The sequence below is a fragment of the Xylocopilactobacillus apis genome (assembly GCF_033095965.1).
GTDB lineage: Bacteria > Bacillota > Bacilli > Lactobacillales > Lactobacillaceae > Xylocopilactobacillus > Xylocopilactobacillus apis.
Genome location: NZ_AP026801.1, coordinates 1,102,593 through 1,115,931, shown reverse-complemented (window position 1 = coordinate 1,115,931; position 13,339 = coordinate 1,102,593). Strand labels below are relative to the sequence as shown.

The window sequence follows — 13,339 nt, the reverse complement described above, 5'->3', positions numbered from 1 at the left end:
TAAAGTCGGTATTTTTTATAGCTGTCCTTTTTTCTTTTCTTTTTCAAGCTTTTGATGATTAGGCACGTATTTAAAATTTGGATCGATTTTCTGGTCAATTTCAGTAAAACTTTTTTGCATTTTTGAATCAATATCAGCACTGAATGCTTTGAAGTCTTTAATTGAATAGTCAACGTCTAATGGTTCGCCAAATCGAATCGTTATTTTTTGACGTTTAAGAAGGCCGCTAAATTTGACTGGTCCCTGATAAACTACAGGAATAATCTCAGAGTGAGTTAACTTATCAATTAAAGCAACTCCGCCTTTCATAGCTTCAGAGTGCCGAGTTCCTGACGGATACATTAGAAGTGATAATTTACCAGATTTCAGATAATTGACTGGCACCTTGATTGAAGATGGTTTGGGATTTTTGCGGTCAACTGGAAAAGCATTCATATGTACTAAAATAAATCTAATGACAAAATTGTTAAAAAGTTCTTTCTTTGCCATAAACGAAAATTTAAGCGGCCACGCCGCGAGAGCAGTCATGATTGGATCCCACCAAGTTCTGTGTGGTCCAACAAAAATGTAAGTTTTATCTTTAAGAACTTCTTTATTTTGGACTTCGATTTTTCCATTTAAAACCCAAACAATGAAACCGACTAAATAGCGCATAAAAGTATAAAACATTTGAATCTCCAATACTGATTGATTTAAGATAGATAAATGGATTTAAAAGAAAATGAACGGATTGATTATATTTTCGATCAAAAAATGCCAATTATCCAGAGTGAGGAAGTATTTTCTTTTTCACTTGATGCAGTGATCTTGGCTTATTATACTAGGATTTCCAGTCGGGCAAAAGTAGTTGTTGATTTATGTGCGGGAAATGGGGCAGTGGCAACCTTTCTTACTCGGAAAACTAAAGCTAAAATTTATGAGATTGAAATTCAAGAACAATTAGCTGAAATGGCTCAGCGAACTGCAATTTTAAATCAAGCCGAAGATCAAATTAATATTTTAAATATTGATTTAAAGGATTCTTTAAAATACTTGAAACATGATTCAGTTGATGTAATTTGCTGTAATCCGCCTTATTTTAAGGTTACTCCTTCTTCTCAGCAAAATCCCAACCAAACGTTAGCAATCGCTCGTCATGAAATTAAAACTAATTTAGATGAGATTGTCCACGTGAGCATGCAGTTACTTAAAAGTGGGGGACGGGCTTTTTTCATTCATCGTCCCGAAAGATTAACTGATATTTTAGCAGTATTTGATCAATATAATTTGGGAATTAATCGATTGAAATTTATTCATTCTTTTAAGGATGCAAACTCGAAAATGGTATTTATTGAAGCAATCAAAGGTAAGAGCAGTGAAGGAATTAAAGTTGAACCGCCCCTTTATATTTTTGAAAAAGAAGATGTCTATACAAATGAGATGAGCCAAATTATTCATGGATGAATATTATTTCTATGTTGTTCTTTGTAGTAATGGAGCATTTTATGCAGGAACAACTAATAACGTTGAAAATCGAATCAAAGCTCATAATAGCGGCAAAGGCGCAAAGTATACAAGAGCTCACCGACCAGTGAAGCTAATTTATCAAGAAACTTTTCCTTCAAAAGGAGAAGCTCTTTCATTTGAATTAAAGTTTAAGCGCTTTAATCGACAAAAAAAAGAAAATTATTTAAAAAACCATTGCAATCAATCTAAAAAGTGAGTAATATGTTTTTCAATATAAAAAATTTGAGGAAATGGTAATGATTAATCGAATTGAGATAAAAACAAAAATATTTTCACGAGCTGAAGGTATTAGTGTTTCTATTGAAGGATTAGTTGTTTCATTTTTAAAATTTTAGTTTTACTTCTCGCAAGAGGAGTTTTTTTTTGCCCAAAAATGAAAAGGAGAGAATGATGGCAAACGAAAAAATAATTAAATCTAATAATGCAATATATGATGTAAATGAGCGTCCGCCGCTTGGAACGTGGTTTGGACTTTCACTGCAGCATATGTTTAGTATGTTTGGCTCAACGGTTTTGGTTCCTTTGTTAGTCGGACTTAGCCCGAGTGTTGCTTTAATTTCTTCGGGAGTAGGGACTTTACTCCATATTTTAATTACACGTGGGAAAATCCCAGCTTACATGGGATCGAGCTTTGCTTTTGTAATTCCAATGGCCAGTTTAATGAAATCATTTGGTTATCCTGCTGTTGCTCAAGGAATTTTCAGTGTGGGCTTAGTCTATATCGTTGTTGCCTTAATAGTTGCTAAGGTTGGAACAAATTGGATTGACAAAATTTTCCCACCGGAAGTTGTTGGTCCAGTTGCAGTAGTCATTGGTCTGAGTTTAGCTGGATCGGCAGCTCTTAACGCCACACGAGTAGGAGGAGTGGAAACAGGTAAATATGACATTAGAATATTTATCGTTGCATTATTAACCCTGCTTTTTACAATTGGCTACAACATGTTTCTCAAAGGATTTTTAGGCATGATTCCCGTTTTATTGGGAATTATTACTGGTTATATTTTTGCAATTCTTTTCGGCTTAGTAGATTTAACACCAGTAGCAAAAGCGAGTTGGTTTGCCCTGCCGAAATTCAACAGTATTTTTGAAAGTCGGAGATTATATGTCAGCGGAATTATCAGTATGGCGCCACTAGCGTTTGTAACCATTTCTGAGCATTTAGGACATTTAATGGTTCTTAATAAAATTACCGATCGCAACTTCTTTAAAGATCCAGGACTATCCAAAACTTTAACCGGTGATGGTACAGCTTCGATTGCTGCCAGTTTGATTGGTGGACCTTCAGTTACCAGTTACGGAGAAAATATTGGAGTAATGCAGTTGAGTCGAGTTTACTCAGTCTGGGTAATCGGCGGCGCTGCGGTATTTGCGATAGTTTTTAGTTTTGTTGGTAAATTAAGTGCCCTAATTTCATCAATTCCTGGTGCGGTTATTGGCGGAGTGGGCTTTATGCTTTATGGAGTTATTGCTTCAACGGGATTACAGATCATCGTTGATAACAAGATTGATTTTAGTAAAAAAAGAAATATCATGATTGCTGCTCCAGTTCTAGTAACGGGAATTGGGAATTTTCAACTAGATTTAGGACATGGATTGGTATTTACAGGGGTCGCACTGTCAACTTTATTGGGAATTGTTTTAAACTTAGTATTGCCTAAAAAAGCAGCTTCAGAAGAATAATTTTTAAAGAATTTTACCAAATTGTCTTTTTTTATTAACGCAAATAGTAATATAATAAGATAGAAAGAATATCGGTTCTTTCGAATAAATTTCACAAAAATAGGCCTTCTTCTATAATGGAGAAGGTTTATTTTTATTACTTAACAGATTAGGATTTATGATGGTATATACAATTCCAATTAGAACTGCTTTGATATTATTTCCCTTTGTATTAATTTTATTGCTAATTCCTTTTTTAATTTGGCAGTATCGCAAATACGGATCAATTTCATCTTGGCGGTTTGCTGTTACTTTTAGTTTTGTCTTTTATCTTTTGACCGCTTATTTTTTGATAATTTTGCCCCTTCCTTCAAAAAAGTACGTTGCTCGTTTAGCGGCAAATCATTATCCTACGTATAATTTGGATCCGCTCATGGTAATAAAGGAGTTTATTCAAACTAATCCCTTGATTACAAAAGGACTTACTGCGTGGAAAGCAGGGTTAAAAGACGGAACCTTCATTCAGCCTTTTTTTAACATTCTTTTAACGGTTCCTTTTGGCTTCTTTTTGCATTATTATTTTCGAGCAAATTTAAAGCGTTGCGTCATTATCAGTTTCTGCCTTTCGCTTTTCTTTGAGTTAACCCAATTAAGCGGTCTTTACGGATTGTATGCGAGACCTTATCGTTTGTTTGATGTAGACGATTTAATTTTAAATACTATAGGTGGAATAATTGGTTTTTCTTTAGTTCCAATTTTTCAAAAGATGCTGCCAGATCTCCATGAAATAACCGAAAAGTCAAAAGAAAAATCGGAAAAGATTTCATTCGTGAGACGTTTAATTGCATTTTTAATTGATATTTTGATGATTCAATTAATAGCTGCAATTATTCAATTATTTATCAAAAATCGGCAACTTTTTTGGATTGAAGAGATTTTGGGATGTTTGATTGTCGGATTTATTTTTCCTTTGATATTTAAATGGTCCACTCTTGGAATGAAAGTAGTTAAAATTAGATATGGATCAACGATTAACAATAAATCAATGAAATTGTGGCAGCTTTTGACCAGAAATATTGTTGGTTTTGGATTGACGTTAGGTAATTTTTTTGCTTTTAATATAGCGTTGAAAATGATCTGGGAAGTAAAAGTTGATGATCGATTTATTTATATCGGTCTGTCTTTAGTTTTATTATTACCTTTGATGTTTTTTGCAATCGATTATTTATTAGTTTTAAAAACAGGACATCGGACGTGGTATGAAAAATTAAGCCGAACCAAATTAGTCTCAAATTTTAAAACCCAAACAATAAAATAAAGTGTATAATTTTATTTGTTTGGGGAATTAGCTCAGTTGGGAGAGCGTTTGCTTCGCATGCAAGAGGTCGTCGGTTCGAACCCGATATTCTCCATGTTTATTAAGAGTAGTTGGTGCTGCTCTTTTTTATTGTAAATTTTTTAGAAAAGTAGATAAATTATACAAATCTCTGAATATTGAAGATTTTTTCGTATGTTATAATTTTTCTTGATATTTATATGTAGAAAGTAAGGAATTTAAATGGAATCGTTAGTTGGTGTTACAGGTTTTGTTGGCGGGAATTTTGCTAGACAGCATCATTTCGATCGAAGTTATCACTCGACGGACATTAAAGAAGCGTATGGAACAAAGCCTGATTTACTAGTTTATGCAGGTGTTAGAGCTGAAAAATTTCTGGCAAATGCTCATCCGGAAGAAGATCTTGTTTCAATTAAAGACGCTATTCACAACATTGAAATGATTAATCCAAAAAAATTAGTTTTAATTTCAACAATTGACGTCTATCCAGTTCCCAATGCAGTTGATGAAGATACACCAATCGATCACTCAACTGTTCAGCCATACGGTAAGGACAGACTTTATTTAGAAAAATGGGTTAGAGATAACATTGATAATTCTTCAATCATTCGGCTGCCGGCGCTTTTTGGACCAGGGTTAAAGAAAAATTTTGTCTCTGATTTAATTAGTTTGGTTCCTTCAATGCTTTCAAAGGAAAAATACGATGAACTCAGTTCTCAAAGTGTTGATATAAAAGATTCATATCAACTTCAGCCTAATGGCTTTTATCAGCTAATCGTTAAAGATCAGAATAAAATAAACTTGTTGCGGCAAGAATTTATTAAATTAAATTTCACTTCGCTAAACTTTACTGACAGTCGGACAATTTTTTCTTTCTACAACATGGAACAGATCTGGCAGCATACTCAAACCATTATAGATAATAAAATTCCTTTAATTAATATGGCGGTTGAGCCCATTTCTGCTCATGAACTCTATAATGCGGTAACAGGCAAAGATTTTAAAAATATTATTCGTAAAGATCCTTTAATTTATGACTTTAAAACAAAATATGACCGAGTGTTTGACGGCTCAAATGGATATCTAGTTGATAAAAAGACTGCTTTAAGCGATTTAGTAAAATTTATCGAGACTAATAAACAATGGTAAAACTAGCAATTTCTCAGATAGCGTGGGATCTTAAGAACGATGACGAAATTTTGCCGTTTCTTGAAACTAATAATTATCAGGGAATTGAGTTAATTCCAACCAAGATTCAACTTGAAAATCCTTATGATCACGTCGAGCAGTTTAAAAAATATTTTGAAAAATTAAGTAAATACCACCTTGTAGTTCCGTCCATGCAGTCATTGATTTATGGACGAACAGAAAATATTTTTGATCCAAAAGATGGTCCAATATTAGTTAACTATTTAAAAAAAGCGATCTCTTTTGCGGGACAATTAGGAATTAAGAATCTAGTTTTCGGATCACCGAAAAATCGATTGCTGCCAGATAATTATTCAGAAGATAAAATTATTAATATTTTTAAAGAACTTGGTGACTATGCTCTTGAAAATCAAACTATTTTTGCAGTTGAAGCCAATCCTTCTATTTATGGCGGAAACTTTATTTTAACCACAAAAGAAGCGATCGATCTGATTAAAAAAGTAAATAGTCAGGGTTTAAAACTCAATCTTGATTTAGGAACGGTCATTGAAAATAACGAAGATTTATCTGATATTTTATCCAATGATTTAAACTTGATTAATCATATTCATTTATCAGAACCGTCATTAAAGAAGGTTTTGATCCATGAAAATCTTTATTCGGTTTTGTCACAGCATCTAAAAGATTATTCGGGCTTTCTATCAATTGAAATGAAAAATTTAAATGATTTAAATGCAACCAAAGAAATAATATTAGAGATTAAGGAATATTTTTCAAATGTTATCGATTAATTACGAAAAAATTGCCGGGGTACCGGATTTTGATTCACTTGAATTGAATAGTAAGTCAAATAAATATGTATTATTGATTCCAGTCATCAATGAAGGGGATCGAATTATTAATGAGCTGAGGAGAGCGCAAAAAGCTAAGGTCGGAACTATAATCGACATTGTGATTTGTGATGGCGGATCAGATGATGGAAGCCTTGATGATTTATCTTTATTACAATCACTTAATGTGAATACGATTTTAACGAAAAAAGGTCCGGGACGCCAAGGAGCTCAGCTAAGAATGGGGATCTATTGGGCTTTAAATCGTAATTATCAGGGAATTGTAACCATTGATGGTAATGATAAAGATAGTATTGAAGACGTTCCTGAATTTATTCAAAAATTAGATCAAGGATATGATTTAGTGCAAGGATCACGTTTTATTGAGGGAGGAGAAGGGATAAACACTCCTTTAGTTCGTGATTTATCAGTGAGATTAATTCATGCTCCAGTCATTTCACTAACTGCCGGACAACGTTATACAGATACGACCAATGCTTATCGAGCTTATTCTCGTAAATATTTATCAGATCCAAGAGTAATGCCTTTGCGTGATATTTTTCAAACCTATGAATTATTGGCGTATTTATCAGTAAGAGCAAATCAAATTGGCTTGAAATCTACTGAAGTACCAGTAAAAAGAAAGTATCCAGCCAAAGGTAAGACCCCAACTAAAATCAGCCCATTAAAAGGCAATTTAGAACTATTGAAGATCTTATGGCATAATTATAATGGTGTATATAAGCCTCAAATTTAATTCGGGAGTAAAAGATTGAATAAGGAAGTAGAATCAAAATCAAAAATTGTCAATGCCAATTTTTTTAAAAAAAATGGAAGTAAAATTATCACATTTATGTTTGTTTTACTAATTTTAGTTTATGCAATGAATATGGCATTTAAAAGAGCTGCGTTTGTTGACTTTTATGCAGTCGATGGAGATTTCCAAAATTATGATGCTTGGCGAAGAATACTTCATGGATTTGTACCATTTAGAGATTTTTCTGTTTATTTGGGATTGGGGCATCTATATATTGGAGCTTTATTTACCTTAATTTTTGGAGGAACATTCGCTAGTAGTCTTTTTGTCGGAGTTTTTCTAACAATTACATTAACTGCGTCGATAATATTTGTAATCGTTAAATTAATAACAAAAAATACAAATGTTTCGTTATTAGCTTCAACATTATTTGTTGTTGGTTACGAAGTCTACCCTGGTGTCATTGACTATTTAACAAAAAAAATATTTAGTGTTTCAACTAATTACATTACGCCAGGACCCTCAGCAAGAATTTTACGTGGAAGTTGCGTTATTTTATATTTTCTGATTGTATTCTTAATTATTAAAAAATTATATTTTAAAAGTTTTTTAAAATTTTCAATTTGCACATCTCTTTTTAATGGATTTTTAATTCTGTTTTCAAATGATACTGGAATTTCTAGTTTTGTTGCATCTTCGTTGTGTTTTTTAATATTATTAATAAAAAAATATAAATACGATTGGAAAAAAATTTAAAGTATATTATAATTTGGATTTTAGGAACGTTAAGTATATGGCTGTTAATAATAATAATAACTACACACGTAAACATTGGAAGCTATTTTGAGTCTATTTTGGGAACTTCAGGCGCACAATCTTGGTATTATCAACTTTTTCCTAAAACTTACGTTTTTTCTTTTTTTGATATTTTTACCCACTTTAAACTTTTTGATTATTTGTTATTATTTTATATAGTTCTTGAATTTATTCTTACGATTAAAACGCAAAATACAAATGAATATTTATTTCACGTAGGATTATTATTCATTTATCTCTCTTATTTTTTTGATCGTTGGCTCTATGCAATTTTTAGCTCCACCACAAAAACTGATTTTATTGCTTTAGTTCTTTTTTCCTCTACATTTGGCTACTTATTTAATTTATTAGTGCATAAAGGAAAAGAAACAGAAAGTTCAACCAAAAATAGTTTTTCGATCTTTTTAGTATCAATTATTTGTATTTCTTGTTTTGCTATTAGTCAAATTAATTTATCAAAAGAGGTTATCAATACTTACGCAACTCGTGCAGAAAATGGCGTTTATTATAAAAATTTAGGGGGATATTTAAGTAATGATGGTGTTTCTTTGTATGCCGGTGTACCAGGTGTAAGTGATGAAGGCTTTGATACTCTTATTGATAAAACTAAAGGTAAAAATTTCTTTTCTACTTATTCTTCTGCTCTAGAAGTTATTAATAATAAATTTTCTAAATCGCATGAAGATTATATAATTCACGCTCTTGGACCAAAAGCACAAAAAAATTATCTTAAAAATTTTCAAAAAAATAATTATAATGTTTTTTTGACGCCCTCTATTAAAAGTTCGTTAGGTTATTATGAATGGATAATCAATAGTAATTGGTATTTTTTCAAGTATATTTTTGAACATTATCACTATGTTGATACTCATTCTTACGCTGATATTTGGAGGAAAGATAATAAAAATCGCATCATTTCAAGCAAATATTCTATTTTAACTCAAAAAATTAAAGTCACCGTAATGGAAGGAGTGTCTGATATTACAGGAATTGAAATAAAAACTTCCAAAAAAATTAATGGAATAGCTAGTCTTAAAATAAAGTATAAGGTTGTAGATCAAACGTTTGGTACCATACATTCGAATATTGGAATCATTTCTGCATTACCAGATGAATTTGCCGGAAAGGCTGGCTCTAGTTATTTTAATTTACCAATTAAAGGCGAATATGAAATACCGGTGTATTTAAATAATGGAAAAGGAGTGGCATTGTTGTTCCCATTTCCACAAAATAAATCTAACCTAATAATTGAGAGTACTAAAATTTCAGAAATAATAAAATATGATTATAAAAACATTTCTAACCAGTAAAATGTATAATCATGTATACTGATGATACATAGTTAAGGAGTGAAGTCTTGGATTCCAGGAAAAATTTTATAAAGAACAAAAAAATTTATGTCATAATTTTAACCATTTTAATTGTTATAGTTTTAGCTTTTGTAAAATATAAAAGCGGAGAAATAAATTATATAGATTCAGATGCAACTTGGCATGTTTTATACACTTTGAAATGTTTTGATGAAACGCCTCTAAGTGTTCATAAATTCCTTCCATTAACCTCATTAGGTGGAATTGATAATAAATATATCCCTTGGGGATTAACAATTCTTGGAAACGGTGGAAATTATTATTACACATCTTTTTCAGGTATCGGTTATGCATTACCGTATTTATTTTTAAAGTTGTTTAATTTAGGATTTAATGAATTTTCAATTTATCTGTTTAACACTATTTTATTTATTATCTCAGCCTTAATTTTAGCTTTTTCTTATTAGATTTATTTAAGGACTACAAAGGTCGCTATACAGTTTCTATGATTGGTATCATTGTCTATACTATGGAACCAGTTTTACTTCACAACATGGGAATTGTTTATTGGCATCATTCATTGATGCAAGTGACCCTTTTAATTCAGTTCTACTCATATTATCGTTACAGATCGGTTAACTCTAAAAATGCTTATATTGTTTTTTTGATTATGACTTTACTAAATCCTTATATTGAATGGACAGGGTATGTTGCCAATATTGGTTTTGCTATCATTGAGGTTATTTCTAAATGGAAAAATAGTAAAAAACAAGCTTTTTTTAAAGGACTATATATTTTGGGCCTTTCTACTTTGTCGGCTTTAATTTTCTGTGGTCATTTTCTTCTGAATATTAGCTTTAATAATTTTATAAAAGCAATGAAAGAACGATTCTTTTCCCGTAGTATAGCAAGTCATCTTTCTATTAATAGCTTATTTTTAGGATACTGGTCTTCATTTAAATTTACTTTTGTTCTTCTAGTTTTTCTTATAATAGTTTCTTTTGTTATCTATCAACAAAAACGAAATTCATATAGAAAATATTCATCCATTTTTGTTAAAAATAAATATTTTTTATTTTTATTTTTATTTCCTATGATAGAAAATGTATTAATGAAAGAACATGCTATTTTATACACTTTTGATAGAATGAAATTGGTATTTATTTTAGTTCTAATTATTTGTGATATAAGTGCTATGATTATATTTTATTATAAAAAAAGGTTGGTTATTACTGCACTAGTATTATTCGTAGGCATAATGAATACCATTAATTATAATTATGACAGTTCTTATGTTTGGAATACAGATTTTAGAAAAAATAACCAAAAAATTGCTCACTATATGAAACCGTACTTAGAAACATCTATTTTTGGGGCAACACAACCAGTGAGAGGTTATACTGATTTGCTTTTTGATCATGGAATTAGAGATACCGAATCTCTTAGCAGTTTATTTCAAAATACAAAAAAAAGTAGAAAACGATATACGATTCTAATTCAAAATGATTTAAAAGATTCAAAATTTCAATGGGCAATGAATCCCATTTCTAATGTTTTCATATTCGATACAAAGAAAACTAACGTAAAAGTTTTATATTTTAGCGATAATGAGTTATCTTCTCAATGGTTGAATGCATGGGTTGCTTCTGATATAAACAATAAGTTTTGGATTAATGGGATTTCTCAAAATAAAGTTTTGTTTGATTATAATCCATCACTATTTAATAGATTAAAAATGAGTTCTAAGTTAGTTGATAATAAAAATAACACCATAAAAATCAAAAAAGTATCTCGTACTAATTTAGGGATTGAGGTGGTTGTTGAAGGATCATCAATGGATTTACAATATCCTTCATTGATACAAATAAAAGAATAGCAGGAGGATAATTTGAAACATTACGACAAAATAATCATTGGCGGCGGACTATACGGACTTTATTCCGCATGGCTAACGGGAAAACAGGGTAATCAGAAGATCTTACTGATTGAAAAGGATCCCGAACCTTTTATGCGTGCTACATATATCAATCAAGCACGAGTCCATATGGGGTATCATTATCCACGTTCTATTTCTACTGCCATTAAATCTAAAAAGTATTTTGATCGTTTTGTTGAAGATTTTGATTTTGCAATTTTAAAGACTTTTGATCAAATTTATGCCACCTCATCTCACTTTAGTTGGACTAATAAGGATGAATTTAAAAAATTCTGCAGCGATGCCGGGATTTTTTGCGAGGAAATGCCAAGGGAAAATTATTTTAATCCTGAGATGTGCGACGGAGCGTTTTTGACGAAAGAGTATACATTTGACGCTCATATTATTCGTGACTTTTTCTTAAAAGAAATTGCTCAATTTCCAAACGTTGAGATGCTTTTCTCGGCTAAAATTACTGCTATTAAACAGTTAGATTCTCATTTCGAAGTTTCTTTAGCTGATGGCAAAGAATTTGATACGGATTTTATTTTGAATTCTTCTTATGCTGGAGTTAACGAGGTTCATAGTCTCTTAGGATATCAGCCTTTTCAAATTAAATACGAAAAATGTGAAATTATTCTGGTCGAGGTTAACGATTTATTAAAAGATAAAGGGTTAACTGTCATGGACGGGCCATTTTTCTCCTTGATGCCATTTGGCAAAACCGGACTTCATTCACTGACGGCAGTAACTTTTACTCCTCATGAAACAAGTTATGATAATCTTCCAACCTTCCCTTGTCAGGCAAGGAGCAATGGTTATTGTTCACCTGAGGACTTAGGCAATTGCAATGATTGTCCGGTTCGGCCTTTAACTGCTTATCTTTATATGCGTTCAATTGCCAAAAAGTATATTAAAGATGAATATGAGTTTAAGTATAAAAAGTCGCTGTTTTCAATGAAGCCAATTTTAAAAGCTTCAGAAATTGATGACAGTAGGCCAACTGTTGTAAAGGTAATGAATGAAAGTCCAATGTTTGTTAGTGTTTTATCAGGAAAAATAAATACAGTTTATGATTTAGATAAGGTCTTGTTAAATGGAAAATAGTAATAAAGAACAAAACTTCGTTTCTCTCGTTGCATATGTTCATAACAACAAAAATTTGATTAAAGATTTTTACGAGGAAATGAACGGCTTTTTAAAAAGTAAGTTTTTAAATTATGAAATAATATTCGTTGATGATGCTTCCACTGACGGCAGTATCGATGAGCTGAAATCGGTTGTTTCTACTGAAAATGGGGGATCTTTAAGTATTATTACCATGAGTTATTTTCAGGGTAAAGAAAAATCCCTTAATGCTGGTTCTGATTTAGCTTTAGGCGACTTTGTTTATGAGTTTGATTCCGTGTTCATTAATTATAAAATCGATGTTCTTTGGCAAATGTATGAAGCAGCCCTTGGTAACAATGATATCGTTGTCGCTTCTGAAAAAAATAGTGAGCGATTTATGTCGAAGATGTTTTATTTTGTCTTTAATCATTTTGCTAATATTCAATATGAAATCGGCACGGAACGAATGCGTCTTGTTTCTAGGAGAGCTATTAATCGGGTCAAGATGTTAAATGAATACTCGATGTACAGTAAGGCAACCTATGCTAACTCAGGCTTAAACCGCAAAACTATTTCTTATGAAGCTACAATTCATGTCAATAAGAAAAAGCTTTCTCGTAACCAAAATCGATTCTCACATGCTTTAAATAATCTAATTTTGTTTACTAATTTCTTCTATCGTTTTTCTTTATTTTTATCTATTTTAATGCTGTTATTAACAATTTTTGCGGTAATATATACATTAGTTTTATATTTATCAGGAAATGCTGTAACCGGTTGGTCGACGACGATGTTATACATTTCGTTTGGATTTTTCGGAATTTTTCTATTTTTTACAATCGTTATCAAGTATCTTGATTTACTGGTAAGAATGAATTTTTCGCATCAAGATTATTTGGTTAAAGACGTTGATAAATTCCGATAAATAACTAGCTAATAAAATTTGGGAGA

14 protein-coding genes and 1 tRNA gene are annotated in these 13,339 nt (G+C 31.3%); 14 read left to right on the top strand and 1 reads right to left on the bottom strand.

Translation table 11 applies throughout. The annotated features are described in order from the left end of the window. Window positions 1–15: 15 nt before the first annotated feature. A complete protein-coding gene (locus R8749_RS05310) occupies window positions 16–669 on the bottom strand; it encodes a lysophospholipid acyltransferase family protein (RefSeq protein ID WP_317698449.1) in 654 nt (217 codons plus the stop codon). Between the two features lie 36 nt (window positions 670–705). Between R8749_RS05310 and R8749_RS05305 the strand changes: the two genes are divergently transcribed. The 14 genes from R8749_RS05305 to R8749_RS05240 all read left to right on the top strand — a co-directional run bounded on the left by R8749_RS05305 (window position 706) and on the right by R8749_RS05240 (window position 13,313). After that, the gene (locus R8749_RS05305) at window positions 706–1,443 is read left to right on the top strand and encodes a tRNA1(Val) (adenine(37)-N6)-methyltransferase (RefSeq protein WP_317698448.1); all 738 of its coding nucleotides are present in this window, start codon (window positions 706–708) and stop codon (window positions 1,441–1,443) included. Then, entirely contained in the window at window positions 1,436–1,702 is a 267-nt protein-coding gene (locus tag R8749_RS05300; RefSeq protein ID WP_317698447.1) for a GIY-YIG nuclease family protein, read from the top strand. Before R8749_RS05305 ends, R8749_RS05300 begins: the two co-directional genes overlap by 8 nt. Before the next feature lie 194 nt (window positions 1,703–1,896). Next, window positions 1,897–3,186, top strand: a complete 1,290-nt coding sequence (locus tag R8749_RS05295; protein ID WP_425613215.1) for a uracil-xanthine permease family protein — start codon at window positions 1,897–1,899, stop codon at window positions 3,184–3,186. A 157-nt stretch (window positions 3,187–3,343) separates the two neighbouring features. Next, window positions 3,344–4,483, top strand: a complete 1,140-nt coding sequence (locus R8749_RS05290) for a VanZ family protein (protein ID WP_317698443.1) — start codon at window positions 3,344–3,346, stop codon at window positions 4,481–4,483. Between the two features lie 21 nt (window positions 4,484–4,504). Further along, window positions 4,505–4,577: transfer RNA gene (locus R8749_RS05285), tRNA-Ala, on the top strand. 146 nt (window positions 4,578–4,723) lie between these two features. Beyond that, complete coding sequence (locus R8749_RS05280) at window positions 4,724–5,650, top strand: NAD-dependent epimerase/dehydratase family protein (RefSeq protein ID WP_317698441.1); 927 nt, start codon at window positions 4,724–4,726, stop codon at window positions 5,648–5,650. Beyond that, on the top strand, window positions 5,644–6,441 hold the full coding sequence (locus R8749_RS05275; protein WP_317698439.1) for a sugar phosphate isomerase/epimerase family protein: 798 nt from the start codon (window positions 5,644–5,646) through the stop codon (window positions 6,439–6,441). The genes R8749_RS05280 and R8749_RS05275 overlap by 7 nt, the downstream gene beginning before the upstream one ends. After that, a complete protein-coding gene (locus R8749_RS05270; RefSeq protein ID WP_317698438.1) occupies window positions 6,428–7,237 on the top strand; it encodes a glycosyltransferase family 2 protein in 810 nt (269 codons plus the stop codon). Before R8749_RS05275 ends, R8749_RS05270 begins: the two co-directional genes overlap by 14 nt. 15 nt (window positions 7,238–7,252) lie before the next feature. Then, on the top strand, window positions 7,253–7,993 hold the full coding sequence (locus tag R8749_RS05265; protein WP_317698437.1) for a hypothetical protein: 741 nt from the start codon (window positions 7,253–7,255) through the stop codon (window positions 7,991–7,993). 98 nt (window positions 7,994–8,091) lie between these two features. Then, window positions 8,092–9,363, top strand: coding sequence for a hypothetical protein (locus R8749_RS05260; RefSeq protein WP_317698436.1), 1,272 nt, complete (start codon window positions 8,092–8,094; stop codon window positions 9,361–9,363). Window positions 9,364–9,410: 47 nt separating this feature from the next. Further along, window positions 9,411–9,830, top strand: a complete 420-nt coding sequence (locus tag R8749_RS05255; RefSeq protein ID WP_317698434.1) for a hypothetical protein — start codon at window positions 9,411–9,413, stop codon at window positions 9,828–9,830. 38 nt (window positions 9,831–9,868) lie between these two features. Next, window positions 9,869–11,239 (top strand): hypothetical protein, encoded by a 1,371-nt coding sequence (locus R8749_RS05250; protein ID WP_317698433.1) that lies wholly within the window; start codon window positions 9,869–9,871, stop codon window positions 11,237–11,239. Between the two features lie 12 nt (window positions 11,240–11,251). Further along, on the top strand, window positions 11,252–12,385 hold the full coding sequence (locus tag R8749_RS05245) for an FAD-dependent oxidoreductase (RefSeq protein ID WP_317698431.1): 1,134 nt from the start codon (window positions 11,252–11,254) through the stop codon (window positions 12,383–12,385). Then, a complete protein-coding gene (locus R8749_RS05240) occupies window positions 12,375–13,313 on the top strand; it encodes a glycosyltransferase (protein ID WP_317698430.1) in 939 nt (312 codons plus the stop codon). The genes R8749_RS05245 and R8749_RS05240 overlap by 11 nt, the downstream gene beginning before the upstream one ends. Window positions 13,314–13,339: the final 26 nt, after the last annotated feature.

Coding starts and splice junctions, on each gene's coding strand:
- R8749_RS05310 (WP_317698449.1), bottom strand. CDS start 669: ATGTTTTATACTTTTATGCGCTATTTAGTCGGTTTCATTGTTTGGGTT.
- R8749_RS05305 (WP_317698448.1), top strand. CDS start 706: ATGGATTTAAAAGAAAATGAACGGATTGATTATATTTTCGATCAAAAA.
- R8749_RS05300 (WP_317698447.1), top strand. CDS start 1,436: ATGGATGAATATTATTTCTATGTTGTTCTTTGTAGTAATGGAGCATTT.
- R8749_RS05295 (WP_425613215.1), top strand. CDS start 1,897: ATGGCAAACGAAAAAATAATTAAATCTAATAATGCAATATATGATGTA.
- R8749_RS05290 (WP_317698443.1), top strand. CDS start 3,344: ATGATGGTATATACAATTCCAATTAGAACTGCTTTGATATTATTTCCC.
- R8749_RS05280 (WP_317698441.1), top strand. CDS start 4,724: ATGGAATCGTTAGTTGGTGTTACAGGTTTTGTTGGCGGGAATTTTGCT.
- R8749_RS05275 (WP_317698439.1), top strand. CDS start 5,644: ATGGTAAAACTAGCAATTTCTCAGATAGCGTGGGATCTTAAGAACGAT.
- R8749_RS05270 (WP_317698438.1), top strand. CDS start 6,428: ATGTTATCGATTAATTACGAAAAAATTGCCGGGGTACCGGATTTTGAT.
- R8749_RS05250 (WP_317698433.1), top strand. CDS start 9,869: ATGATTGGTATCATTGTCTATACTATGGAACCAGTTTTACTTCACAAC.
- R8749_RS05240 (WP_317698430.1), top strand. CDS start 12,375: ATGGAAAATAGTAATAAAGAACAAAACTTCGTTTCTCTCGTTGCATAT.